The 24,832-nt window shown below is 69.8% G+C and carries 19 protein-coding genes, 1 tRNA gene and 3 pseudogenes; 9 read left to right on the top strand and 14 right to left on the bottom strand.

Annotation, left to right across the window (positions count from 1 at the left end; genetic code table 11):
• Positions 1-20 precede the first annotated feature (20 nt).
• The 3 genes from AC3AGO_RS19160 to AC3AGO_RS19150 all read left to right on the top strand — a co-directional run bounded on the left by AC3AGO_RS19160 (position 21) and on the right by AC3AGO_RS19150 (position 3,153).
• A complete protein-coding gene (locus tag AC3AGO_RS19160) occupies positions 21-692 on the top strand; it encodes a hypothetical protein (RefSeq protein WP_487821434.1) in 672 nt (223 codons plus the stop codon).
• Between the two features lie 147 nt (positions 693-839).
• Positions 840-1,757 (top strand): hypothetical protein, encoded by a 918-nt coding sequence (locus AC3AGO_RS19155; protein WP_487821433.1) that lies wholly within the window; start codon positions 840-842, stop codon positions 1,755-1,757.
• Positions 1,758-1,860: 103 nt separating this feature from the next.
• Positions 1,861-3,153 (top strand): hypothetical protein, encoded by a 1,293-nt coding sequence (locus tag AC3AGO_RS19150; protein ID WP_487821432.1) that lies wholly within the window; start codon positions 1,861-1,863, stop codon positions 3,151-3,153.
• Between the two features lie 278 nt (positions 3,154-3,431).
• Here AC3AGO_RS19150 and AC3AGO_RS19145 read toward each other — a convergent pair whose 3' ends face one another.
• Entirely contained in the window at positions 3,432-4,067 is a 636-nt protein-coding gene (locus AC3AGO_RS19145; RefSeq protein ID WP_487821431.1) for a hypothetical protein, read from the bottom strand.
• Between the two features lie 289 nt (positions 4,068-4,356).
• On the opposite strand from AC3AGO_RS19145, the gene AC3AGO_RS19140 reads away from it, so the two are divergent.
• Both AC3AGO_RS19140 and AC3AGO_RS19135 read left to right on the top strand, forming a co-directional pair.
• Complete coding sequence (locus tag AC3AGO_RS19140; RefSeq protein ID WP_487821430.1) at positions 4,357-4,818, top strand: excalibur calcium-binding domain-containing protein; 462 nt, start codon at positions 4,357-4,359, stop codon at positions 4,816-4,818.
• A gap of 554 nt (positions 4,819-5,372) precedes the next feature.
• A complete protein-coding gene (locus AC3AGO_RS19135; RefSeq protein ID WP_487821429.1) occupies positions 5,373-6,749 on the top strand; it encodes a pentapeptide repeat-containing protein in 1,377 nt (458 codons plus the stop codon).
• Positions 6,750-6,804: 55 nt separating this feature from the next.
• On the opposite strand, the pseudogene AC3AGO_RS19130 reads toward AC3AGO_RS19135, so the two are convergent.
• Positions 6,805-7,448: pseudogene (locus tag AC3AGO_RS19130) on the bottom strand (YdcF family protein).
• Positions 7,445-7,820 (bottom strand): annotated as a pseudogene (locus AC3AGO_RS19125) (UTRA domain-containing protein); the annotation flags it as partial. The pseudogenes AC3AGO_RS19125 and AC3AGO_RS19130, both read right to left, overlap by 4 nt.
• Positions 7,821-8,159: 339 nt before the next feature.
• On the opposite strand from AC3AGO_RS19125, the gene AC3AGO_RS19120 reads away from it, so the two are divergent.
• Complete coding sequence (locus AC3AGO_RS19120; protein WP_487821428.1) at positions 8,160-8,420, top strand: hypothetical protein; 261 nt, start codon at positions 8,160-8,162, stop codon at positions 8,418-8,420.
• 162 nt (positions 8,421-8,582) lie between these two features.
• On the opposite strand, the gene AC3AGO_RS19115 is transcribed toward AC3AGO_RS19120, so the two are convergent.
• A tRNA-Thr gene (locus AC3AGO_RS19115) sits at positions 8,583-8,659 on the bottom strand.
• Positions 8,660-8,901: 242 nt separating this feature from the next.
• Between AC3AGO_RS19115 and AC3AGO_RS19110 the strand changes: the two genes are divergently transcribed.
• From AC3AGO_RS19110 to AC3AGO_RS19100, 3 genes and pseudogenes are all read left to right on the top strand, one after another.
• Positions 8,902-10,020, top strand: a complete 1,119-nt coding sequence (locus AC3AGO_RS19110; RefSeq protein WP_487821427.1) for an ABC transporter ATP-binding protein — start codon at positions 8,902-8,904, stop codon at positions 10,018-10,020.
• A gap of 190 nt (positions 10,021-10,210) precedes the next feature.
• Positions 10,211-10,627, top strand: coding sequence for a hypothetical protein (locus AC3AGO_RS19105; RefSeq protein ID WP_487821426.1), 417 nt, complete (start codon positions 10,211-10,213; stop codon positions 10,625-10,627).
• A gap of 186 nt (positions 10,628-10,813) precedes the next feature.
• Positions 10,814-11,521, top strand: a pseudogene (locus tag AC3AGO_RS19100) (nucleotidyltransferase family protein); the annotation flags it as partial.
• A 343-nt stretch (positions 11,522-11,864) separates the two neighbouring features.
• Here AC3AGO_RS19100 and AC3AGO_RS19095 read toward each other — a convergent pair.
• The 10 genes from AC3AGO_RS19095 to AC3AGO_RS19050 form a co-directional block, all read right to left on the bottom strand.
• Positions 11,865-13,592, bottom strand: a complete 1,728-nt coding sequence (locus AC3AGO_RS19095) for a DoxX family protein (RefSeq protein ID WP_487821425.1) — start codon at positions 13,590-13,592, stop codon at positions 11,865-11,867.
• Between the two features lie 378 nt (positions 13,593-13,970).
• Positions 13,971-14,924 carry a 23S rRNA (guanosine(2251)-2'-O)-methyltransferase RlmB gene (rlmB, locus tag AC3AGO_RS19090; protein ID WP_487821424.1) on the bottom strand — a complete coding sequence of 318 codons (954 nt, stop codon included), beginning with the start codon at positions 14,922-14,924 and terminating at the stop codon, positions 13,971-13,973.
• 85 nt (positions 14,925-15,009) lie between these two features.
• Positions 15,010-16,416: a cysteine--tRNA ligase gene (gene cysS / locus AC3AGO_RS19085; RefSeq protein WP_487821423.1), complete on the bottom strand. Its 1,407-nt coding sequence runs from the start codon at positions 16,414-16,416 to the stop codon at positions 15,010-15,012.
• Positions 16,417-16,538: 122 nt separating this feature from the next.
• Positions 16,539-17,786 (bottom strand): MFS transporter, encoded by a 1,248-nt coding sequence (locus tag AC3AGO_RS19080; RefSeq protein WP_487821422.1) that lies wholly within the window; start codon positions 17,784-17,786, stop codon positions 16,539-16,541.
• A gap of 160 nt (positions 17,787-17,946) precedes the next feature.
• Entirely contained in the window at positions 17,947-19,839 is a 1,893-nt protein-coding gene (locus tag AC3AGO_RS19075) for an ABC transporter permease subunit (protein WP_487824712.1), read from the bottom strand.
• 24 nt (positions 19,840-19,863) lie between these two features.
• The gene (locus AC3AGO_RS19070) at positions 19,864-21,378 is read right to left on the bottom strand and encodes an ABC transporter substrate-binding protein (RefSeq protein WP_487821421.1); all 1,515 of its coding nucleotides are present in this window, start codon (positions 21,376-21,378) and stop codon (positions 19,864-19,866) included.
• A gap of 46 nt (positions 21,379-21,424) precedes the next feature.
• On the bottom strand, positions 21,425-22,027 hold the full coding sequence (locus tag AC3AGO_RS19065; protein WP_487821420.1) for a GNAT family N-acetyltransferase: 603 nt from the start codon (positions 22,025-22,027) through the stop codon (positions 21,425-21,427).
• 234 nt (positions 22,028-22,261) lie between these two features.
• On the bottom strand, positions 22,262-22,798 hold the full coding sequence (gene ispF / locus AC3AGO_RS19060) for a 2-C-methyl-D-erythritol 2,4-cyclodiphosphate synthase (protein WP_487821419.1): 537 nt from the start codon (positions 22,796-22,798) through the stop codon (positions 22,262-22,264).
• A complete protein-coding gene (ispD, locus tag AC3AGO_RS19055) occupies positions 22,788-23,540 on the bottom strand; it encodes a 2-C-methyl-D-erythritol 4-phosphate cytidylyltransferase (RefSeq protein WP_487821418.1) in 753 nt (250 codons plus the stop codon). Before ispD ends, ispF begins: the two co-directional genes overlap by 11 nt.
• Before the next feature lie 380 nt (positions 23,541-23,920).
• Positions 23,921-24,403, bottom strand: a complete 483-nt coding sequence (locus AC3AGO_RS19050) for a CarD family transcriptional regulator (RefSeq protein WP_016910352.1) — start codon at positions 24,401-24,403, stop codon at positions 23,921-23,923.
• Positions 24,404-24,832: the final 429 nt, after the last annotated feature.

Here is a 24,832-nt window from a genome sequence, read left to right as displayed (position 1 = left end):
AAGGAGACGGGGACAGACACATGGCGCGCGAGGCACCTACCGCCACCGCAGTGGTGGAAGGCGCAGTCGAGGTAGAGGCTGAGCAGGGCGCACCGCTGGTCTGGCGTTGGCTGCGGTTCCAACTGGCGCTCGCCGCTGCGACCTTCGGCCTGATGTGGCTGTCACCCGTGGTGCCGTTTCCTGACTGGATCTCCAACGCGCTCTGGGTTGTCACCGGTATCTTCATGCCAGTCGCATCGATCGTGGTGCCCGCTGCACGGGGAGTCCCCCAGAGCAAGCGGAAACTCACGTGGCATGCCTTGCCCACAGGCCTGGCCGCCATGCTGCTGGCCGGGGTGTCGGCAGCAGTAGGCAGCAGTTTTACGCAGGACCGGATGCAGTGGACCCGGGCCGAGGTCGTAGCCGTGGAGCACGGGAGGCACGTCCGCTGCGTGCTGCAGAAATCCGACGGGCAGGAGATCTCGCCCGACCTCAGGGACGACGATGGCTGCACAGGCAAGGTCGGGCGCGGTGACGTATTGCGCGTTCTGTACGACCCCGAGGGCGCGCTCTCGCCGACGGTTGAGACCGGTGGCAAGGACGGCGCTCCCGTCGGGCTCGTCCTTCCCGGCGCGGCTGTCGTGTTCGTGGGGTTCGGCACGTGGGGTGCCGTACGGCTGCGCCAGAAGTACCAGGCCCTGTACGGGATGTAGTGCGGGAGGCCGACTCCCGGCACAGTGATCGCGCGTATGCCGTCACCGCGTGGCCGTCCCCTTCCTGACAGCTCCATCGCCCATGACCACGTTCCGCTGGAGTACGTGATGAGCCTTCGCTCACAGTCGCCACGTAGGAAGACGCACATGGACATGACTATCTGGCAGCCCGAACCGGGCGAGATTCTGCTTGCGCGCAAGCCCGTCACCTTTGCCACAGGCGCCGCGATGACGGTGAGGAAAATGCGCTGGTTCCGCGACACCGAACGCCGCGACATCCAGGGCGAGTTGCCGGGCTGGCCCGAGGGCCCGCACTACGAGTCCCTCACCCGCGGGGACGCAATCGCTCGCAACACCGTCAAAGGCGTCCTCATCGCGGCAGGGGTCATCGTGGCGGGAATCTTCACTTCGCAGGGCAGCGGACCCGCCACGGGCGGCCCGGACGCCGGCTCGGACACCTCGCACGACCGCCCCGACGAGATCGACGACTTCCCCGTCATGTGGGCAGCCCCCGGCACCCTCGCCCGCACCCTGCCGTGGCAACTCGACCCCGGCCGCACGAAGACGAAGAAGTACACCACCCACGCCATCGTCACCGACCGCCGCCTGGTCATCGTGGGACTGCCCGGCCACGAGGTGGCAGAGGACCCCGAGGACGAAGTCCTCTGGGAGATTCCGCGCTCCTCCATCACCACGGTCGAGAAACGGAACTTCAAGGACGGGACAGACGTAAGACTCGTCTTCACCGACGGATCGTGGTGCAGACTCCGCTCACAGTGGCGCCTCGAATTCCTCCGATACCTCGCCCGTCCCGTGGACTTGATCCCGCCGGAATCCCTCTCGCCGACACACCAAGAAACCGTCCGGGAGTTCATGGCAGCCGAGCCGGCAGATGCCGGACCGCCAATCATCACGCGGAACCCGTGCGGTTGCTACTTGGTCACCAATGTGGCGCCGAGCAAGATCAGCGTCTTCTCCGGCTCATCCGGCTGGCGCATCATCATGGCTGCGGACGGCACGGAGTCCCACCCGGTGGATTACCACCCCGAAGACCACACCAGCTGACCCTCACGCACGTGCTGTCCCGCGCACTCACCCCTCAGGGCGGGCCGCCCCCAGTCCGCCAACAACATCCCACCAATTCCCGGCCCTCGGAAAGGATTTGCACATGACGCAGGAAGCGGGAGAAGCGACCGGGGTGGTGCGCCTGTCGGAAGGGAGCGGCTCGCGGGAACAAGGCCCCAGCTTCTTTGACACTGCCTGGCAGCATCCGGAGACCCGTCGTGGCTGGCAGGTGCTTCTCGCGCAGGAACTGCTCAGCTTTCCGGCAGGAATTGCGGCCGTTGGCGCGGTCGCCACTGTCCTGCCGGCTCCGACATGGTTGGGCTGGCTGCTGATCGTACTGCTCGCCATCGCCGGGATCTACGGTATCTTTCGTCAAATCCCCCGTGTCCGGCGGTTGTTCCACCTCCTCCGCGTCCTGCGGACCTATCCGTGGCAGGTGTACGAGAGAGGGCTCCCCCACGCGGGCGGAAAGTTCGCGTCCGGCGCAGGCAAAGTTCCCTGGTTCCAAGTCCCGAATCCGGACGAACCGAGTTCCTGGATTTCGGTTTACATGGACACAAGTCGGCGCAGCCGCTGGTGGGTTGAGCGCATGTCCCCGGATGTCGACCGGACAGTCAAGGCGGAGATCCGTACGCTGTGGTTCGCCGGGGACCCGCGGTTCTGCGGCATTCTCGCCGTACCGGGCAGGCGCGGGCCGCGCCGTATGCTGGGAGTTCCCTGGACGACATGGGCCGGATCCGAGACCGCAGACCCCGGAAACGCCTCTCCCGAAGCGCTGGCACTGGCCGACAAGGGCGGTGCCCGTCTGCCGGAACTCGCCCTCCCGGCGATGGACCCGGACCATATCCCAGCGGCTCCGGCCCCCGAGCCGCCGTCCGGCACTGCTTGGTCCCTTCCGACCACGCGTCGCTCAACACGTCTGCTGATTCTGCGGGGTGCGGCCGTTCTGGCTGTCTCGCCGCTCCCCTTTCTCGGGCTCCTCTCTCTCGGCCCGTCCGGGTTCTCCGGTGGCCAGCTCCTTGGGCTCCTGCTGCTTGCCACTGTGGTCCCGGCCTACAAGCGTCTCCGAACCTGCCGCATCGTGCGACGAATTCTGCGGAACGAAGGACCTTCCTGGCGAAAGCTGGATGTGGAAGTGCGGTACCGCGGGCGTGCCCTCGCACTGGTCGCCGATGACGTAGCGCTGCGTACGCCGCGTCTCCTTCGCCGGCCGCCGGAGGGGAGAGCGCAGGTGTGGTTCGCGGGCGACCTCCACGGTGACGGTGCGGTTTCGCTGCGCGCCGACGGCGCAGTCGCCCCCACTCGCTGCACGGAGCAAACCCGCTCCCACAGCAATCCGGACGCCACGAAAGACGTCCCGCCACCGCGCAAGCGCCGCTGGGGGCCCATCGGTTGACCCGCACCCAGCGCAATCTTCCGCACGGGGCGGCCGTACGGGCAAGTACCCGCACCCGACCCGCACCCCCGGCTGCTGCCTCCGCCCGTACGCGGCACGCCCCTCACCGTCGTCGCCCCGGGCACGGTGGAACAGCAGCCGGCAGAAGCGCGGCAGGCGATCACCCAGTCCCGGCCGCGGATCAGCGAAGTAGTCGAATTGCGCGCCGATGAAGTGCGTACGACCGCCTGTCACTGCCGCTCCGCAAACAGAGTCGGTCCGCCCCGCCCGGGGGACCGTCAGCCCTCCCCCGACAATTCGATGCTGAGCCCGAAAAGCAAGAGTGCCGCTCCACCGACCGCGGCGAATCCCAGAACCGTCACGCCCAGGCCCACCAGCCCTGCCCACAGGCAGGACATGGGGCGGTGGTCGGCCGGCCGGATCCGCTTCATGGCACAGCGGGAGACGCGGACACCGTTGGGCGGCGCCAGGGCCGTACGGGCGATGGCCCGCTCGGCATAGTCGTTGGCGCCCGGCTGGGGCGTCCTTACGGCGAGGCGGACGCCGTGCGCGTCGACGAGCATCAGCCAGTCGAGGGTGGACGCGGTGTTCTTGCCGGGAATCACCAGGCGGCCGACCCGGCTCAGACTGTCCAGATCCACGGTGCAGCGTCCGGCCGGAGTGCGGGCCGTCAGCAGCCGGCCCTGCATTTCCGGCCGCCCTGGGGTGATGGCGATCAGGTAGACAGCAGGCGCGAGGACGGGCGAGAAGAAGGCCGGCATCAGCCAGAAGTCGTCGAGGACCCCCGCCCGTACCAGCAGTGGCGGCAGGACGGTCAGCAGAAGGACAACCAGTACGGCGGCCGCGATGGCGCGCCATCTGGCGAATCGCCCCTGGCCAGGCGCGCATATGGAATCAGTCGCAGTCGTGGACACGAGCCGAAACGGTACCGAGCCCCCGCTTCCGCCCGCCTCCCCGGAACCAACGGCGCTCGTATGCGAGTTGGCCGCCGCGTACGACAAGAGCCGCAGAGCGCGCCCCGTACAGACCCGTCACGGGCGGACAGGCGTCACAAATCCAGTGCTGCGAAGACACCACAACCGCGCACGAGTTGAGCGGACGAGGCCAATACGCATCAGGCCCGGGAAGTCGTACAACCAATCGCTCCGGTGGTGAGTCACATCAGGACCACTCCCCTTTCACAATCTCATCACAAGGAGACTCATGAAGCTCAGTGCATCGGCCGCTGTGGTTGTCGCCGCCGTGGGGATGGCGCTCGCGCCGACTTCCGCCCTCGCGACCGACACCACTGCCGGGGCGTTCAAGAACTGCACCGCCGCCTACGCGGCCGGGTACTCGAACATCCCCGAGAGTGACCCCCGTTACGGGTCGCACCTGGACCGGGACGGCGACGGCGTCGGCTGCGACCAGCCGCCGGCCGGCTTCGTGCCCGCGAAGGACCGCGACAAGGGCAACAACGGCGGCTCGGACAAGGCGGAGAAGGGCGAGGGCGCGACCAACGAGGACGACGGCGCGAGCGAGGCGCCCGCGGCGTCCTCCGGCGAGAACCTCGCCGAGACGGGCGGCAGCAACACGACCACGTACGTCGCGGCCGGCGGCGGCCTGATGCTCGTCGCGGGCGCGGGCGCCCTGGCGGTATCGCGCAAGCGACGCACCCAGAACTGACCACAGCAGTGGTGCGGGGGCCCCGTTGGAGGGGCCCCACAAGCGCCGCGAATATGCGGAGGCGTCAGCAGGGATGATCAAAGAGGCCCCCGGGAATCATTCCGGGGGCCTCTCGATGTGCAGAGCCGCCTGTCGGATTCGAACCGACGGCCTTCTGTTTACACGGCGTATACCGCGCCCCTAGCTGCCCCTGCCCTGTCACCCAGCGCCAGCAGCAGGACGGGCAGTCAGTCCGGGGAAGTCCGCTGTTGTACACCCCTATTGATGTCAGCAGGTGATGTCAGCGCCGGCCTCGCTCCGGTGTCGACACCATCGCCAAGCCCCTGCGGGCACTGGGGTGCTGCCTGGGAGTCTGCGCCAGCCCCCTCTGCCCCACAGGCGCTCCAGCGGCGTGCGGCCGCTCGCTCAACTCCAAGAGCCATCAGGCCACATCGGCGGGGCAGCTAAAGCTACGATTCACTGAGCACTATGCCATCGAGCCTGAACCTCAGATACCCCTCAAATCTCGACCATTCTGCACCTCTCCTGGCTTCGCGGAAGGCACACTGCGGTTTATGACGAGTCGAAAGAAGACCTTGCTCGGCCTGGCCACCCTACTGGGAATAGCATTCTTTGCCGTGCTGTTCTGGCGTCTGCCGTGGTGGCTGGATGGTGCGCACCTACGAGAGAGGGATCTTCAACCAGCTGACGGTGTTGTCATCACCGGCGTAAGAACTGCCCTTGTTGCGCTTAGCGCTGCTTTCACAGCAGGACTGGGTATCTTTTATACCCATATCACCCTGAAACACACGCGAGCTAGAGACAGAGAGCAAGCTGACCTTGTATGGGAAGGGCAGGTGACGGATCGATATATTGAAGCAATCAAGCTCTTGGCCGAGGAGGAGACCACGAAGAAGATCGGAGGAATTTACGCACTGGAGCGCATAATGAAGGACTCCGAAAGGGATCATTCCACTGTAGTAGAGGTGCTTGCCGAATTCATTCGCGAACATGCACCAGCATGCGAAAAGTCGAACGAAAGATCAGCTCGGCATCAAGTTGAGCACGGCAAGCCGAGCTCAGTGGTTCAGGCCGCGCTCACTGTTCTCAGTCGCCGCCCAGTAAGACCAGAGAAGAACAGAATCAACCTGCGCAACATTGACCTACGTGGCGCAGATCTAACCGATGGCTTCCTCGTGGGCATGAGCTTCACGGGGTCAGACCTACGGGGCGCAGATTTCTCAGCATCCCATCTCCATGGAGTTGCACTCCGCGAAACGATCCTAGACGGCGCATGCTTCATAGAGTCGCTTATGGACGGATGCTTCCTTGACGAAGCCACGGGCACTGACGTGAACTTCAACTCAGCCGTCCTAACCGGGGCGAGCTTCGGAGACTGCGACTTCAACGAAGTTGACTTTTCGACAGCCGACTTGTGGTCTTCACAGTGGGTCAATTCTTCCGTACACGAGGCAAATTTCGAGTTGGCCGACCTTCGCTTTTCCCTGATCACCACTGCGACTATGAGCAACTCGGTATTCAAGCACGCCCGCCTGAATCTCGCAATGATGATTGGATCAGCCTTCCCGGAAACTCATTTTGGAGATTCTGGCCTTGATTGGGCAATAATATCCGATGGAGACTTCAGTAGCGCACATGGGGTAGATTCAAAGTCGCTTCGCAGTGCAATGATTAGCGCTGAATCAAAGCTCCCAGAGGGGCTTTCAGAGGACCCCTTTATCATCGATCGGTTTCGAGCATACGAAGAAATGACTTCAGTCCCTGCTCTGCCTTGGCATAGGCCACAGCCGCAATGCTGTCTCGATGCTTCGACTTTCAGTCACAAAGTCGGACTGATGCAGTCTACCCCTGGTGAGTCTGAGCGTGAAACACTAGTCAAGAATGCTGTTGCCGACTGGCCTGACAGCATTAAGGTGTCCGTTTCAGTGTGAAACACTACAGCTCGCAAGAAGCTACAATGCTGGGCGAACGTGCCCCAGCACCTTCTCACGCGAGACGGCTGGAAAAGTCCGCTTCGCATAGCCTCCCGTATGCCGCCATGATTTCGCTAGGCACTTCCTGCCTGACTGTGAACCCTTGCTCGGGGTAGATGAGCAGCCGCTGGAGCGCGCCCACGAGCATGTCGATGACCAGCCGGGCGTCCCCGAGGGAGTCCACGTACTCCTCGAACGTCATCGGGGTGGACGCGCTCACGATCTCAACTTCCGGCCACAGCTTGCGTGCTGTGGCGTACGCGCGGCGTTCCTCGTACGGCTTACTGACCAGGAGGACCGACTTCACGTCGGCGCCGGCCTCTTCGAGGAGTGCGCGCGTGAAGTGGATGTTCTCGCCCGTGTTGCGGGCGTTCGGCTCCGCGAGCACGTCCGCGATGGGGACGCCGAGCTCAAGTGCCCGCTCCCGGTAGTGGATTGCCTCACCGCGCGGCATGCGCTCCTGCGTCGTGGGGCTCGTGGCGCCCGTGAAGACGATGAGCGGAGCCATGCCGCGCTGGTAGAGGTCCACCGTCGTATCGGCAACCCGAGGTCGTGGCTGCCGAGTCCGACGGCCACCGAGCATGGCCGCAGCTCGTGATGCATCTGGTGGAAGTCCCAGATGAGCCAGGCGTCCGACCATGCCTGCGTCGAGATCACTGCGAGTCCTTTCCGGCCTTCGCGGAGTCCGGGACCTTGAACTCGTAGGCCCACACAAAGCGTGAGGCAGCATGCCCCCGACGACGAACTCCACCACGGTCCCGCCCACCGTGTACGTGGCCCGGCGCACCCCCCACGACCGGCTCACCGACCGACAGCCAGAGCTGCTTCACCTCATCCGTACAGCACGCGGAAGCCACCACCTCGACCGGCGGGCCCCGAGGTCGGGTCGACGATGCGCGTTCCCTCGACGCGTTCGGAGCGGTAGTAGCTGGTCAGGGTGTGCGTCGGCTGGTCGCCTTCCTTGACCAGGCGTGCGCGTGAGTAGACCTCGGAGCCGACAGGCACGCCCAGCCCCTCGGCGACGACCGGCACACCACAAGCACATTGCTCGTCGCCCCGGGCGTGCATCCTGACACGCCCAACGCCTCTTGTGGCACTCGAAGTTCACGATGACCTTCGACGGGTACTCGGGTCGGCGACGTGAAGGTTCGCGAGCCGCTGCAACGACTGTCACGCAGCTTCGGACAAGGCTCCAACGTTCCAGCTGACTAGTAGAACCACCACCGCACGCTGCCACAGAGTCCCCATTCTCAGCAGACGACGAGGTCTCTGTCATTGCCCTCATCCCATGCCAGCGCAACAGTGGAACCACGGACCCGACGCGCACCGAGCCGGGCTCCGCCCCGCAGTTCTCGGAGGTGGACGCTTATGACACAGCAGGTTCTCGGCCGGGGCCGTACGACGAGCGCCGAGGCATTTTGGTACGTGCTCGGATGCCTGGCCTTCGGCGCCTCTTACTTCGCGAAGATCCCTGCCAAGAAGGCACTGAGTGAGTACGGGCTGGTCGAGAGGTCGGGGGCGGAGAAGTTCTGGTACGTGATGATGAACATCGCCTTTGGCGCTGGATACTTCTCAAAGGTGATCACCAAAAAGGCGCTCTCCGAGGTGCAGTACAGAGAGCACCCCTAGCCGGGTGCCGCGCCTCTCGACAGCCTCACGCTGGCGCCGAGCGCCGCGTGCCGGGTCACCCCATCGTACGGAGCGATCACCACGTTTGGGGTACCTCGGTGCTGTACAGCACGACGATGCCCCGTTCCAAGTGACTTGGAACGGGGCATCGTCTCTATGAGCTGGAGCCGCCTGTCGGATTCGAACCGACGGCCTTCTGTTTACAAGACAGATGCTCTAACCAGCTGAGCTAAGGCGGCGCGTGGTGTGCCCGAGCAGTGTACCCATCCTGGCGCGGGGCGGGGCGACCCGGTTTCCGCGCCGGAACGGCCCGGCACCGCGGCGGCCACCGCACCCCGTGGTGGATTCGTTGCCGCACGAGTACTGACAGGGCGCTGTACGGCGGGTTAGCGTCACCGCAGTCCGCACCGAGTGGTGTGGACCACACCTCCCTTTACTACGGATCGTCCGGCACGTACCTGCCGGTGAAGGAGACAACATCATGGCAACGGTCACGTACGACCAGGCATCCCGGACATATCCGGGTACCGACAAGCCCGCCGTCGACAAGCTCGACATCAGCATCGAGGACGGCGAGTTCCTCGTGCTGGTCGGCCCCTCCGGGTGCGGAAAGTCCACGTCGCTGCGGATGCTCGCGGGGCTGGAGGACGTCAACGACGGCACCATCCGGATCGGCGACAGGGACGTCACGCACCTTCCGCCGAAGGACCGGGACATCGCCATGGTGTTCCAGAACTACGCGCTCTATCCGCACATGAGCGTCGCCGACAACATGGGCTTCGCCCTCAAGATCGCGGGCGTGCCGAAGGCGGAGATCCGGAGCAAGGTCGAGGACGCGGCGAAGATCCTGGACCTCATGGACTACCTGGACCGCAAGCCGAAGGCGCTGTCCGGCGGCCAGCGGCAGCGTGTGGCGATGGGCCGCGCGATCGTGCGGGAACCGCAGGTGTTCCTGATGGACGAGCCGCTGTCGAACCTCGACGCGAAGCTGCGTGTGCAGACCCGTACGCAGATCGCCGGTCTGCAGCGCCGCCTCGGCATCACCACCGTGTACGTGACGCACGACCAGGTCGAGGCCATGACCATGGGCGACCGGGTGGCCGTGCTCAAGGACGGGCTGCTGCAGCAGATCGACACTCCGCGGCACATGTACGACCACCCCGCGAACCTCTTCGTCGCCGGCTTCATCGGCTCCCCCGCCATGAACCTGATCGAGGTGCCGATCACCGACGGCGGCGTGAAGTTCGGCAACAGCGTCGTGCCGGTCGAGCGCGAGGCGCTCAGCGCCGCCTCCGAGAGGGGCGACAGGACCGTGACGGTCGGCGTCCGACCCGAGCACTTCGAGGTCACCAACGGCGATGCCGCGGGCCTCTCCAAGGACGAGCCGGCGGGCGTCGCGGTGACGGTGAACGTCGTCGAGGAGCTGGGCGCCGACGGCTACATCTACGGAACCGCCGACATCGGCGGCGAGAGCCGGGACCTCGTGGTCCGGGTCAGCGGCCGGCAGGTGCCCGAGAAGGGCTCCACCCTGCACGTCGTTCCGCGCGGCGGCGAGACCCACGTCTTCTCCACCTCGTCCGGCGAGCGGCTCAGCGACTGAGCCGGGGCGAGCCGCGGCACAACCCGTAAGGGACCGGGCCCGTACGTCCGAACTCACGGACGTACGGGCCCGGTTCGTGCTGTCCCCGACCAGGCATCCGTACGGCGAAGCTCGAACACGGCACTTTTCCCGTCGCTCGACAGAGTGACTAAATGTCGCCAAATCACTACCTCTCGCTACGATCGCGTGCGTGAACCACGTAGCCCGCCGAATCGGCCGATCCCTCGCAGCAGTCCTTCCTGTCGTCCTCGTGCTCTCCGGGACCCTCGCGGTCACCCGGGTGCCGTGGGCGACGGCGCCCTCCGACACGCAGGCGCTCACCGCCTCCGCGGAGACCGCATCGACGCAGGCGAAGTCCCGCGCCCCGCAGGACGTTCTCCGGGAGCGTTTGGTGACGGAGCTTCAGGAGGAGAACCCGGGCGCCGCCCTGACGAGCCTTCAGAAGGAGATGACCCGCAAGCCGTCGCTCGCGAAGCACTGCGCGTCCATCGCGAAGGCGCTGGGCCGGGCCGCGGTGCAGAAGTACGGCGCGGCGCACCGCGCGCAGCTGTACTCCCGCCCGGTCTGCGACACGTCCTTCGCGTACGGCGTCGCCCAGGTGAACTGAACGGGCCCGTACGGCATGACCCCGTACGGCAACCCGTAAGGCGGCCCGTAAGGCATTCCGTAAGGCGGGCCCCGTAAGGCATCCCGTACGGCACCCGTAGGGCACCCCGTACGGGCCGGGGCCCCGCGGCACCCGCAGCGCCGCGCGTCCGCCGGACCGCGCGGCGGCGCGGTTAGGGTGCGCGGCATGAGACCCACTCAAGCTGTCGTGCTCGCCGGTGGCCAGGGCTCACGGCTGCGGCCGTACACCGACGACCGCCCGAAGCCGATGGTCGAGATCCCCGGTACGGGGGTGCCGATCATCGGGCATCAGCTGGCCTGGCTCGCCGCGGAGGGGGTGACGGACGCCGTCGTCTCCTGCGGCTATCTCGCCGAGGTGCTCGACGACTGGCTCGCCGGCGCCCAACTGCCCCTGCACGTCTCGACGGTGCACGAGACCGAACCGCTGGGGCGCGGCGGCGGACTGAAGTACGCGGCGGCCGCACTGCCGCGCCCGCACGAGCCCTGGTACGCCACGAACGGCGACATCTGGACCCGCTTCCCGCTGCACCGCATGGCGGACTTCCACACCGAACGGGACGCGGCCGCCACCCTGGCGCTGGCCCGGCCGCGCATTCCGTGGGGGGCGGTGGAGACCGACGCGTTCGGCCACGTCCTGGACTTTATCGAGGCCCCGCCCTCGCCCTATCTGATCAACGCGGGCGTGTACGTGTTCGCGCCGTACTTCGCCGCGCTGCTGCCGGAGCGCGGCGACCACGAACGTACGACGTTCCCCCGGCTGGCGCGGGAGCGCAGACTCGCCGGATATCCGCTGCCGCAGGGCGCGTTCTGGCGCGCGATCGACACGGCGAAGGACCTCACGGAAGCGGCCGCGGAGCTCGCCTCCGGCGAGGGAGAACCGGCCCCCCACACGGATACGGGGACGGCCCCCGACACGAGTACGGGTACGGCCCCCTCCACGGGTACGGGCGCGTCCCCCGGCAACCCTGGAACCCCCGGAAGCCCCGCAAGCCCCGGCACCCCCGGCAGCCCAGGAAGCGGGCCAGCCACCGGCACGGACACACGCACCGAGAGCTGACCGGGCCCGCCGACCACGCCCCCCCCCGGCCACGGCTCCTGCCACAACACCCGCCCCCACAACGGCGCGTGGGGCGCGCCGCTCGTGAGCGGCGCGCCCCACTTCCGTGGTCGTCGGCCCGGGTGGCGCTGTCGGAGAGGCAGCACCGCAGGCCCCGTCGTCACTGCCCCAGCAGGCCTCCCAGACCGCCGCCGGAGCCTCCGCCGCTGCCGCCGGAGGAGCCGGAGCCGCCCGTGTCCGCACCGGACGTGGAACCGGAGCCGGAGCCGGAGGTGCCCGTGGAGTCGTCCGAGGAGGAGCCACTGTCGGTGGGCTGCTGGGCCCCGCCGGTGCCCGGCGCGGTCTCCCGCGTCGGGGGCGCCGACTGCCGGGGCGCCTGCACGGTCTGCCGCTGGCCGGTGCCGGGCTCCGTGGACGGCCGGCTCTGCCGCTGCCGGGCGGCCGCGCCGGTGGAGGCGGAGGACGAAGGCCCGGCGGAGGGACGGCGGTTGCTCTGCCCGTACGGTCCGGTCGCCGGGTTGGCGCCCTGGTCGGTACGGGTGTGGTTGCCGCCAGGGGTGCCCGGCGCGGGGGATCCCGGCAGCTGGTTGGTCGGGGGCTTGCCGGGGCCCGGCACCGTGGCCGCCTGCGAGGAGCGGACGGCGCCGCCGAGCAGCGAGCCGATGAGCAGCGCGAGGCCGACGACGACGGTGGCGATCACCGCGCCGCGGCGCAGCACGCGCCGCCGCAGGTCCATGACGTCGACCCGCGGGCCGAGGGTGCGCCAGGCGTCGGACGCGAGGTGCGCGTCGATGGAGTAGACCGGGGCGCCCGCGATGACGAGCGGGCTCCAGGCGGCCAGGTAGATGAAGTCCGGTGCGTCGTACGCCGGGACGGTGCTCCAGCTGACCGTCATCAGCAGCGCCACGGACAGCAGCGCGCCGAGGCCGGCGGCGAGCCGCTGCCACAGACCGCACAACGTCAGTACGCCGACGATGACTTGCAGGAACGCGACGGTGAGGCCCGCTCCCACCGGGTGGGCGAGGGCGAAGTCGCGCAGCGGGGAGGCGATCGTCCACGGGTCCAGATGCCGGAGCCACGTCACCATCGAGCCGCGCTCGCCGCCGTCGAAGTAGACGGGGTCGCAGAGCTTGCTCATGCCGGCGTAGATGGAGATGAAGCCGAGGAAGATGCGCAGCGGGAGCAGGACGACGCCGAGGTTCATGCGGCGCATCGGGTAGTACGCCTGCCGTCGCCCCGCGTCGGACGTGGCGCCGGAACGCGCGGGGCGCGCGCTCTCGTACTCCGGCTCGTCGAACGCGCCCTCCGCCGGGCGCACTCCGCTGAGCAGCGGCGTCGGCCGGGTCGTCTCGGACGGCTCCGGCGAGCGCGGCGGGGCGACAGCCGCGCCGAGGCCGGCGGGGGGCTGCTCGACGCGGGGCAGCACCTGCGTGGTGGCGCCCAGGTCCTCAGAATCGGCCGCCGTCTCCTGGGCTCCGGTGTGCACGGCGCGCAGCAGCTCGGTCGCCTCGCCGTCGCCGTCGGTGCCGGCCGCGGTGCGTCCGCTCCAGACGACGGGGGCGCGCCGCTTTCCTGCCGCGCCCGCGGCCGCGGGCACCTGCCCGGTGGCCTCGCCGGCCGCGCCCTCGGCGCGTACGGACGAGCCGCCGATGACGGGCGCGCGCGGGGGCGGAGCCTGCGCTGAGCGGGCGGACGGCGCCGGGGACGGCGCGAGCCGGACGCGGAAGCTCGCATGGTTCACGACGACCTGGGCCGGGTCGGAGGGGACCTTGACCGTGCTCAAGCCGGGCTCGTCGTCGAAGAATCCGCGCGGGCCGCCCCCTGGGGGCTCCCCAGGCGAGGCCCCCGAGGGGCCGGGTGTGCGGGATGTTCTCGTGTCCACACTCATCTAACCGAGTGATGGACGTTTAGGACACTGCCTTGACCTCGATGATCTGTCCGAGACCCGTCAAGACCCCTCACCGACCCCTATGTTGGGACGCCGGGCGTCTGTTGTGCGACCACTCGCTCGCCAGCCAAACGCTCGTTCCCTTGTGTGGCCGCGTGCGGAAAGGACGGGAACGCCCCAGCAGTTGGAATCCTGCGACCCGACGGCATGTGCGCCCGGGCGCCGGAGCACGGGAGTTGATCATGTGGGCCGGCCGCACCCGGACACGGAACCGCCGGCCCGGAGCGCCGCCCTGTACGGGGCGGGCACCGCGTCCCCGGTGGAACTCCCGCCCGGGCGAGGGGATCCGCGCCACGCGGACGCCCGGGCGGTCAGCCGTCAGGCGCGCCGGCGGGCCGCCTCGTACAGGACGACACCCGCAGCGACACCGGCGTTCAGCGACTCGGCGCCGCCCGGCATCGGGATGCGGACGCGCAGGTCGCAGGTCTCGCCGACCAGCCGCGACAGGCCCTTGCCCTCGCTGCCGACCACCACGACGACCGGGCCTTCCAGGGCGTCGAGTTCGGGCAGTTCGACGTCGCCGTCGGCCGCCAGACCGACGACCATCATGCCCGCCTTCTGGTACGCCTCCAGGGCCCGCGTCAGGTTCGACGCGCGCGCCACGGGCGTACGGGCCGCGGTACCGGCCGAGGTCTTCCACGCGCCCGCGGTCATCCCGGCGGCTCGCCGCTCGGGGATGACGACCCCGTGTCCGCCGAAGGCGGAGACGGAACGGACGACGGCGCCGAGGTTCCGCGGGTCGGTCACCCCGTCGAGCGCGACGATCAGCGGGTCCTCGCCGTCGTCGTAGGCCGCGGCCGCCAGGTCGTCCGGGTGCGCGTACTCGTACGGCGGGACCTGGAGCACGAGGCCCTGATGGTTCAGCCCGTTCGTCATCCGGTCGAGCTCGGGCTTGGGGGCCTCCATCAGGTGGATGCCGCCGCGCTCCCCGGCGAGCTGTACGGCTTCCCGCACGCGCTCGTCGTTGTCGATGAACTGCTGGACGTACAGCGCGTTCGCGGGCACGCCCTCGCGCAGCGCCTCGGCGACCGAGTTACGGCCGACGACCAGCTCGGAGCTGCCCTTGCCGCTGCCCTTGCGCTGCGGACGGCCCTGCGAACGCTTCGCCTTCGCCTGCGCGGCACGCTGCTTGGCGTGCCCCTTGCGCATCTCGGCGGGCGGCGTGGGGCCCTTGCCCTCCAGCCCGCGGCGGCGCTGTCCGCCGCTGCCGACCTGAGGGCCCTTCTTCTTGCCCGACGTACGCCGGTTGGAGCCGGGGTTGTTTCCCGCCATGGTTCAGTGCACCTGTTTCTCTGCTTGCGCCCCGCCGTCCCGGCGAAGCTGTATAGGGGGTGTCTGACGACTCATCAGAAACCTCCTAGGCGGGACCGCCGATTTCCCAGCGCGGCCCGGAGGGGGTGTCCTCGATGACGAGTCCGGACCCCTTGAGTTCGTCCCGGATGGCGTCGGCGGTCGCGTAGTCCTTGCGGGCCCGCGCGGCCTGCCGCTGGTCGAGCACCAGCCGCACCAGCGAGTCGACGACCTGGTGCAGTTCCTCGCCGCGGCCGGTGTCGCCGCCGCCCGCCCACCGGTCGTCCAGCGGGTCGAGGCCGAGCACGCCGAGCATGGCCCGGACAGCGGCGAACGCGGTGGCCGCCGTCTCCTTGTCGTTCTCCGCCAGCGCGGCGTTGCCCTGGCGGACGGTGTTGTGCACGACGGCGAGGGCCTGCGGCACCGCGAAGTCGTCGTCCATCGCCTCGGCGAACTCGTCCGGCGCCTCACCGGCCGGCCCGACATGGCCCACGGTCTCGGAGGCGCGCTGCAGGAAGCCCTCGATCCGGGCGAACGCGGCGTCCGCCTCGCGCAGCGACTCCTCGCTGTACTCGATGGTGGAGCGGTAGTGCGGGGAGCCGAGGTAGTAGCGCAGCACGATCGGCCGCCAGTGCTTGACCATCTCGCTGACCAGCACGGAGTTGCCGAGCGACTTGCTCATCTTCTCGCCGCTCATGGTCACCCAGGCGTTGTGCGCCCAGTAGCGCGCGAACTCGTCGCCGTACGCCTTGGACTGGGCGATCTCGTTCTCGTGGTGCGGGAAGACCAGGTCGACGCCGCCGCCGTGGATGTCGAACTCGGAGCCCAGGTACTTGTGCGCCATGGCCGAGCACTCCAGGTGCCAGCCGGGGCGGCCGCGGCCCCACGGGGTCTCCCAGCTGGGCTCGTCCGGTTTCGCGGCCTTCCACATCGCGAAGTCGCGCGGGTCCCGCTTGCCGGTCTCGCCCTCGCCCTCGGGCTGCCGCAGATTGTCCAGCTCCTGGTTGGACAGCTGCAGATAGCCGGCGTACGAGCGGACGTCGAAGTAGACGTTGCCGTCGGCCGCGTAGGCGTGCCCGCGGTCGATGAGGGTGCGCATCATCTCGGTCATCTCGGGGATGTGGCCGGTGGCGCGCGGCTCGTAGGTGGGCGGCAGGCAGCCGAGCGCGTCGTACGCGGCGTTGAAGGCGCGCTCGTTCTCGTAGCCGATGGACCACCACGGGCGGCCCTGGTCGGCCGCCTTGACGATGATCTTGTCGTCGATGTCCGTGACGTTGCGGATGAACGTCACGTCATAGCCGCGGTACGCGAACCAGCGGCGCATGATGTCGAAATTGAGCCCCGAGCGGATGTGCCCGATGTGCGGTGCGGCCTGCACGGTCGCGCCACACAGGTAGATCGAGACGCAGCCCGGCACGAGGGGGCTGAAATCGCGGATCTGCCGGGCGCTGGTGTCGTACAGGCGAAGAGTCACGCGTCAAGGGTAGTAGGCGCGCGGCACTGCCGTTGCCGCCGCCTCGGGTCCGCGCGGGGGCCGGTGGTATGGGAGCCGTACGCCGGGTCCGGCCGGGCACCCCGCGCGGGCGGCCCGCCGGGTCACGTACGGGCCCCGCTGTCGCGGGACGGGACCGGCACACAGCGTGCCGCGGCCGCGCCCAGCAGCGGGGCGGCGGCGAGCGACGCCCACACGGCGCCCGGCGCGAGCCCGCTGCCCAGCAGGGCGCCGGTCGCGGCGCTGCCGCCCAGCACGACCAGCCCGGACAGCGACGACATGGCGCCCATGGCGAAGCCGAGATGCCGCTCCGCCACGTGCTCGGTCACCAGCGCGCGGGCGGACGGTACGGCCAGCATCTGGCCGAAGGTCAGCAGCAGTACGTACCCGGCCGCGGGCAGCAGCCCGTACGGCCCGGTCAGCGCGAACGGCGCGGCGCACGCGACCACCGCGAAGGACGCGGCCACCACGAGCAGCCCGGCCGTGAGCGTCCCCCGGTGCCCGGCCCACTCCCCCGCGCGCCGGGTGACGGGCAGCTGCGCCGCGACGACGAACAGCGAGGACAGCGCGAACAGCCAGCCGAGCGCGGCCTGCGAGCCGGTGGCCCGTACGACCTCCTCGGGGAGGGCGAGATACAGCTGGTTGTACGCCAGCAGATAGGTGCTGTAGCCGAGGCAGACGAGCAGGAAGGCGGGGTTGCGAAGGGTCGCGCGGAGCGCGCCCGGAGCCGCGGGTGCGCCGGGCTCACGGCCGGCGTGCGCGGCCGGCTTCCGGTGCGGCATGTACCGCCACTGCGCGAGCAGTACGGCGACGAACACGAGCGCCCCCGCGAGACACGCGGTTCGGAAGTCCGCGAGCAGCAGGAGCGAGCCGAGGAGCGGCCCGAGGAACGAGCCCGCCTGCCCGGCTGCGGAGAACACCGCGAGCGTACGGGCCCGCGGATGGCCCGTGACCTCCTCGTGCCGTACGGCCTGCCGCGCCGTCTCGGACTCCACGGCGGGCGAGAACAGCGCTGCGGCGAACCCGACCACGACCACGGCGCCGACGACGGCCGCGGTGCTCTCCGCGTACGCCAGCCACACGAAGCCCGCGATACGGAGCGCGCACCCCGCGAGGGTGACGGGGCGCGGCCCGTACCGGTCGGTGAGGATCCCGCCGACGACGAACAGCCCCTGCTGGCTGAAGGTCCGCAGCCCCAGCACGAGTCCGACGAGCCAGCCGCCCATGCCGAGGCCGCTCCCGCCGAGGTGCTCGGCGAGGTACGGCAGCACGGCGAAGAACCCGATGTTGAACGCGAGCTGCGTTCCCGCGAGCATCTTCACGCTCGCGGGCAGTCCCCGTATGTCGCTCATCCCTCATCTCTCACAGGTTGTGGGCACTCGGGGCGCCCGAGGGGCGGAACGGGTGGGCACAACCGGACCGCACCCGCGAGCAGGTGGCGCGCACCTGCGGAACGGGGCCCGGGGCGGAGCCCCGGAAGAAACGGGTAGGGGCGGGTCCGGGGCGAGCCCCTCACCGGACGCCCGCGCCGGGCGCGTGGGGACGGACCTCGCGGGTGCGGTCCTGCGTGCCCACCCGTTCCGCCCCTTGGGCGGACCAGCTGCCCACGCCACCGGCGGACGGCGGGCCCGCACCGCCGGAAGGTGCCCCCGAACCGGCGGAAGCCGGGGCGCGGTTCGCGCGGCGCCCCCACCGAAGCGCCCCCAGAAGCACCGCCAGCACGCCCAGTGCGACCAGCGCGCCGGCCGGGCCCAGGACCGCCCACGGCGCCCGTTCCGCGTACGGCATGTTCTCCGACAGCATCCGTCCCCACTCCGGCGCAGGAGGAGATGCGCCGAGGCCGAGGAAGCCGAGGGAGGCCAGCGCCAGAGCGACCTGCGGCACCCGCAGCAGCGCGTGCCGCAGCACCGCGGGCAGCACGCCCGGCAGGATGTGCCGCAGCAGCAGGTGCGCGCGGCCGGCCCCGAGCGCGATGGCCCCCTCCAAGTGCGCGGCGCCGCGCTCCTCTTCGTAGAGGGCCGCCGTGTGCGCGGCCAGCGGCGCCCAGGCGACGGCGGCGACCGCGACGGACGCGCCCCACGCGCCGGGCCCGAGCAGTCCGGCGACGACGAGTCCGGACACGACGGGCGGCACCGCGTTCACGACTTCGCGCAGTCCTGTCGTCCAGCGCCCCAGTACGCCCGTGCCGAGGACGAGTCCGACGGCCAGCGCGAAGGCCGACACAGCGGCGGAGGTGGCGACCGTACGGGCCGCGCCGTGGCCGAGCCGGGCCAGTACGTCGCGGCCCAGCGAGTCGGTGCCGAGCGGGTGTGCCCCGCCGGGGCCCAACAGCCGTGCGGTGGTGTCGACATGGAGCGGATCCCGCAGCATCCCGGCGACGATCACGGCGGCGAGGAGCGCCGTGAGTCCGAGCGCCGCGCCCCGTACGAGGGCACCGCCGTGTGCGGCGGGCCGCCGCAGCGCGGGCAGCGCCGCCGCGTCGAGCGCGGGCCCGATCAGCACGCGCCGTGCCACGCCGACCGCGCCGCCCACGAGCACGCCCAGCAGCAACAGCAGGAGCACGCCGGCCTGCAGCACCGGCAGGTCCTGTCCGACGGCGCCGTCCAGCGTCGTCTTGCCGAGCCCCGGAATGGTGAACAGCGTCTCGACGGCCACGGCCCCGCCGGTCAGCCCGACGACGACGAAGCCGAACTGCGGGAGCAGCGGCGGCAGTACGCGCCGCAGCGCGTTGCCCGCGATGCGTGCGGGCGGCACGCCGAAGGCCACGTTCGTACGGACCCACGGTTCGGCGAACGCGCCGGGCAGCGCCTCGTCCAGCAGCCGCCCGAGCAGCGCGCCGGCGGGCAGCCCCATGGCCAGCGCGGGCAGTACGGCGGGTTGCAGGCCGCCCCACCCCAGTGTCGGGAACCAGCCGAGCTGTACGGCGAAGACCGCGGCCAGCACGGAGGCGAGCAGGAACTCGGGGAGCGCGGCCAGTACGGCGCCCACCGCTCCCGCACGCGCCCGCGTGAGCGCCTTGCCGCGCCCCAACGCACCCGCGCGCAGCGTCCGTACGCACAGCAGCGCCGCGACCACGAGGGCGACCAGCAGGGACGTCCCCATCAGGGAGAGCGAGACGCCGAGCCCGGAGAGCACCTGGGGGCCGACCGGCTGGCCCGACACCCAGGAGGTGCCGAAGTCGCCGTGCAGCAGCCCGCCGTACCACTCGCCGAGGACGTGCAGCGGCCCGTCGTCCAGGCCGGTCTGCTCGCGGATGGCGGCCAGCGCGTCGGGAGTGGGCTCCCTGTCGGCGTACCGCGCGTGCAGGATGGTGCGCGCCGGATCGGTACGGGTCAGCCAGGGCAGCAGCCCGACGAGCAGCAGCATCCCGGCCGCGGCGACGATCCGCCCGCCGGCCGCGCGCAGGCCGGAGACCGTACGGTGCATCGCTCAGCCGCGCCGCGTGTCGGCGGTCACCAGCGTCCGCTCCATGGGGTCGAGGGACACGCCCCGCACGCCGTCGCCGACGCCCTGGATGAACCGCTCGTGCAGCACGGGCACCACGGCGCCGGTCCCCAGGATCTTCGCCTCGGCCTGCATCTCGGCCTTCTGCCGTGCGTCCGTGTCCTTCGTTCCCGCCGCCTTCTTGACGGCCGAATCGACGCCCTTGTCGCACAGTTGGGAGATGTTGAACGAGCCGTCGCAGGTGAAGTCCGACTGCAGATAGGACACCGGGTCGCCGGTGTCGAGCAGGGTGTTGCGTGCCTGCAGGAAGGCGTCGTACTTGCCGGACAGTGCGTCGGACTCCATCTGCGCGTAGTCCCGTACGTCCTGCTTGACCGTGAACCCGGCCTTCTCCAGCTGCTGTTGGAGTGCCGAGGCGACCTCGGGCAGTTCGGGCCGGTTGGTGTACGTGGCGAGCGTGATGGTCTTCGTCTTCTTGACGTCCTTCGCGGACGCGGCGGCGGCCCGCCCACTGACCTTCTCGCGCTTGTCGCCGGCCCACTTCACGCCGGGCCCCAACAGGCCCCGCGGTTCGTCGGCATGTCCTTCGTACACGCCCTTGACCAGCGCCTTGCTGTCGACGGCCGCGCGTGCGGCGGACCGCATCGCCGGGTCGGAGAAGACGCCCTTCTCCGTGTTCAGGTACAGGCTGTTGGTGCGCGCGGTGGGCACCTCGCGCACCTGCTTCTTCTCCAGCACGGACGCCTGGGAGACCGGCACGTACTCGGCGATGTCCGTCTCGCCGGAACGCAGCGCGTTGGCGCGCGCGGTCCCGTCGGACACGAACTTCACGTCGACGCCCGGCGCCTTCGCCTTCCCGCCCCAGTAGCGGTCGTTGCGCTGCAGCGTCGCGCTCGCGGTGCCGTTCAGCTTCGACAGGGTGAACGGCCCGGTGGCGTGCCCGGCGGGGTTCACCTTGCCGCCCTTCGCGTACGCGCCGGCCGACAGGACGGCCAGCGACGGATTGGCGAGCCGCTGCGGCAGCAGGGCGTCGGGTTCGCTGCTGGTGACCTTCACGGTCCGCGCGCCGTCAGCGGTCGCCTTCAGATCACCGGCGTCGCTGAGCACCCGCGGCTTCGGGGAGGCCTGTTCGGCCTCCTCCAGCGACCGTACGACCGCGTCCGCGTCGACCTTCTTGCCGTCCTGGAAGCGCGCGTCGCGCAGCTGGAACGTCCACTCGCGGCCGTCGTCGGCGGACTTCCACGAGGTGGCGAGCGCCGGCTTCACCTCGCCGCCGGAGTCCAGCTTCGTCAGCCCTTCGATGACCGACAGCCTGCTCAGGGTCACCGCGTCGTCCCCGTAGGGGCTCATCGCCTGCGTCGGCGGGAACGCCATGGACACCCGCAGCCGGTCGCCCCCGGCCTCCGAGGCGCCCTGCCCGCCGCACGCGGCGAGCGCACCGGCGGACAGCACCGTGACGGCGGTGATCGGAAGGAGTCTGGAGTGCCGTATCGGGCGCATGTGTCGGAACCTCGGTGCGAACGCTGCGAGTGCTGCGGATGGGTGGTCAGCCGGCCGCGGAGTCCGCCGCAGCCACGGCACCCACGGGGGTACGCGTGGCCTCGGCCGGCTCGTGCGGTTCGGGGAGGGCCAGCTCGAAGTGGATGATCCCCTGCCCGCCGTCCGGCAACCGCCGTTCGTCGCACACCTCGTGCGCGATCGACCGCCAGAAGCCCTCGGCCCCGCTGACGCTCGGATCGGTGTGCAGGTAGATCGCGCGGTAGCCGCCGGCCCGCGCCACGAAATCGCACAGCTCGCGCACCATGGCGCGGGCTATCCCGAGCCGCCGGTACGCGGGCCGTACGTAGATCCGGCACAGCTGCGCGGTGCTCCCCGAGGGGTAACGCTCGGCGACCCAGGGCGGGTTGGGCGGCGTCTGCGGCCCCTGGTCGCGTACCGCGCCGGTCGCCACGATCTCCCCGTCCGCGGCCTCGGCGACCAGCAGCGTGCGCCGTTCGGGCCGCAGATAGGAGCCCTCGACGTCGATGATGTCCCGGTGCCAGCGCGGCACGTAGCCGGACCGCAGATCGCCGTAGACGGTGTCGAGCATGACGCTCCGCGCCGCATCGGCGTCGGCGGGGGTCGCGGTGCGCAGTACGTAGGAGGACATCACCCACAAGACTAACTGCGACCCATATGCAACAGCCGTCGGCCCGCACCCAGCCCACAAGAGGCGCGGGGAACGGCGCAGATAAGGGGCGCGGGGAACGGCGCGAGATAAGGGGCGCGGGGAACTGCGCGGTCTTAGGGGCGCGGGGAACTGCGCAAACCACACGCGAACCGCACCCGCAAGACCCACGCGAGGCCACACAAAGCGGCGCTCCCGCGGCACGCCCCGCAGAAGCTACGCCGGAACCACCAACGCGGTGGCCACCGCAGCCAGCCCCTCACCGCGCCCGGTCAGCCCCAGCCCGTCGGAGGTCGTGCCGGACACGGCAACACGCGCCCCGACCGCGGCGGACAGCGCCTTCTGCGCCTCGTCCCGCCGCTTCCCGACCTTCGGCCGTACGCCGATGACCTGCACCGACACATTGCCGATCTCGAAGCCGGCAGCCCGTACGAGCCGCGCCGCCTCGCTCAGCAGCGCCACCCCCGAGGCGCCGGACCACTCGGGCCGCGACGTTCCGAAGTGCGCGCCGAGGTCGCCGATACCGGCCGCGGAGAACAGCGCGTCGCACGCGGCGTGCGCGGCGACGTCACCGTCGGAGTGCCCGGCGAGCCCGTGGGTCTCGCCCTCCCACAGCAGCCCGGCACACCACAGCTCGCGCCCCTCCTCGAAGGCGTGCACATCGGTGCCGATCCCGACCAGCGGAAGCACCGGAACACCGGAGGCACCCGGCACGGGACCCGTCGGTTCAGAAGCTCCGGCCTCAGAAGCCATCGGTGGCCCTCCTCCGTGCGAGCACTGCCTCGGCCAGCACCAGGTCCAGCGGCCGCGTCACCTTGAACGCCTCCTCGTGACCGGGCACCACCACGACCTCGACCCCGGTGCGCTCCACCATCCCGGCGTCGTCCGTGGCCCCCTCGCCCTCGCAGGCGACCCGCTCGTGCGCGGCCGTCAGCACCTCCCGGGTGAAGCCCTGCGGTGTCTGTACGGCCCGCAGCCGCGCCCGCTCCGGAGTGCCGGTGACCGGCTCGGGAGTGCCGTCGGCGGACGGTTCGACCTCCTTGACGGTGTCCGGCACGGGCAGCGCCGGCACCACGGCGGGCGCCCCGTCCCGTACCGCGTCGGCCACCGCGTCCACGGTGTCGACGGGCACCAGCGGACGCGCCGCGTCGTGCACCAGCACCGTGGTGACGTCCTCGGGCAGCGCGGCGAGCCCGAGCCGTACGGAGTCCTGCCGGGTCTCCCCGCCGGGCACGACCAGCACATCGGAGAGCAGATGCTCGTCCAGCAGGTGCCGGACCTCGGTGGCGCCGTCCGGCGGCGCCACGACGACGACGAGCGAGACCGCGCGGGCCCGCTCCATCGCCCGCACGGCGTGCACCAGCATCGGCGTGCCGTTCAGGTTCCGCAGGGCCTTGGGCGTGCCGGGACCCAGCCGTACCCCGCGTCCGGCGGCCGGAATGACCGCGGCCGTACGGGAGTTGGCACCGGGCTCGTCCGTGGAGTGAAGTGACATCGGTTGCGCGTTCAGGTTTGTGTCCTCAGCCGGGATGGGTATGGCCTCAGCGTGCCGGGCGCGACACCCCGACCGGACCCTTCCGTGACATACGGTCGGGGGAGCTGCCCGGGCCCGGCACGCCGACCTTGCTGCTCGGTGAACACCGTGGGCACAGCGCTTGGTGAGCACTGTAGGCACACAGAAGTCCCGCAGACATGCCGCAGCGCCCGGCGACGGACAGCAGTCCTGTCATCGGGCACCGCGGCACAGATGTTCTCCGGGGCCGGGCGCACGCTGACGCGTGTGCCGGCCTCAGTTCGTGACCAGTCCGGCGTGCGTGATCAGTCCGGCCGGATGACCGGACACACAGCACCGGATGGATGTCACAGCTCGGGGGATCAGGAAGCGAGAACCTCGTCGAGCAGGGCCTCGGCCTTGTCCTCGTTGGTGTTCTCGGCGAGAGCCAGTTCGCTCACCAGAATCTGGCGGGCCTTGGCGAGCATCCGCTTCTCACCGGCGGACAGACCGCGTTCGCGCTCACGGCGCCACAGGTCGCGCACGACCTCTGCCACCTTGATCACATCGCCGGAGGCGAGTTTCTCGAGATTCGCCTTGTAGCGCCGGGACCAGTTCGTCGGCTCTTCGGCATACGGTGCGCGGAGCACCTCGAAGACCTTGTCCAGCCCGTCCGTGCCGACCACGTCGCGTACGCCCACGAACTCCGCATTGTCCGCTGGCACACGAACCGTCAAGTCGCCCTGCGCAACCTTCAGAACCAAGTAGGTCTTGTCCACGCCTTTGATCTGGCGAGTTTCGATGGCCTCGATCAGCGCGGCCCCGTGATGGGGATAGACCACGGTGTCGCCAACCTTGAACGTCATGTGTCAGGTACCCCTTCCGTGGCTATCCAGAGTAACACGGGAACGGGCTCTACTGAATGGCGTTTTCGCAGGTCAGGCCGCATCTCGGGGCTTGACAAGGCACCCCGTGACGTGCTGCGGACGGCGGGACTGAGGCGGTATTCGCAGGTCGGGAGGCTTGTACGAGCTGTACGAAACGCGGGCGTTACGGTCTGATCGCACCCGAAGAAGACCCTCCCGAGAGGGCAGACTGACCGGTTTGTCCGCCTGTGCGGCCTCGCGCAGGCGACCGCGGCCGGGCCCCTGACGGGGGACGACGAAGTCTTTTCCAAGAATTGATTCAACCCCCCGTCACACAATGTTGATCAATTCCGGGAGCGGTTCACAGAACCTTCGCGCACATTCCTGAGAATCCCCCGTACGAGTGGGCGCCGGGGTGTGCGGCAGTGG

It is taken from the genome of Streptomyces sp. BL1 (assembly GCF_057628045.1).
This window is presented reverse-complemented; position numbering and strand designations above follow the sequence as displayed.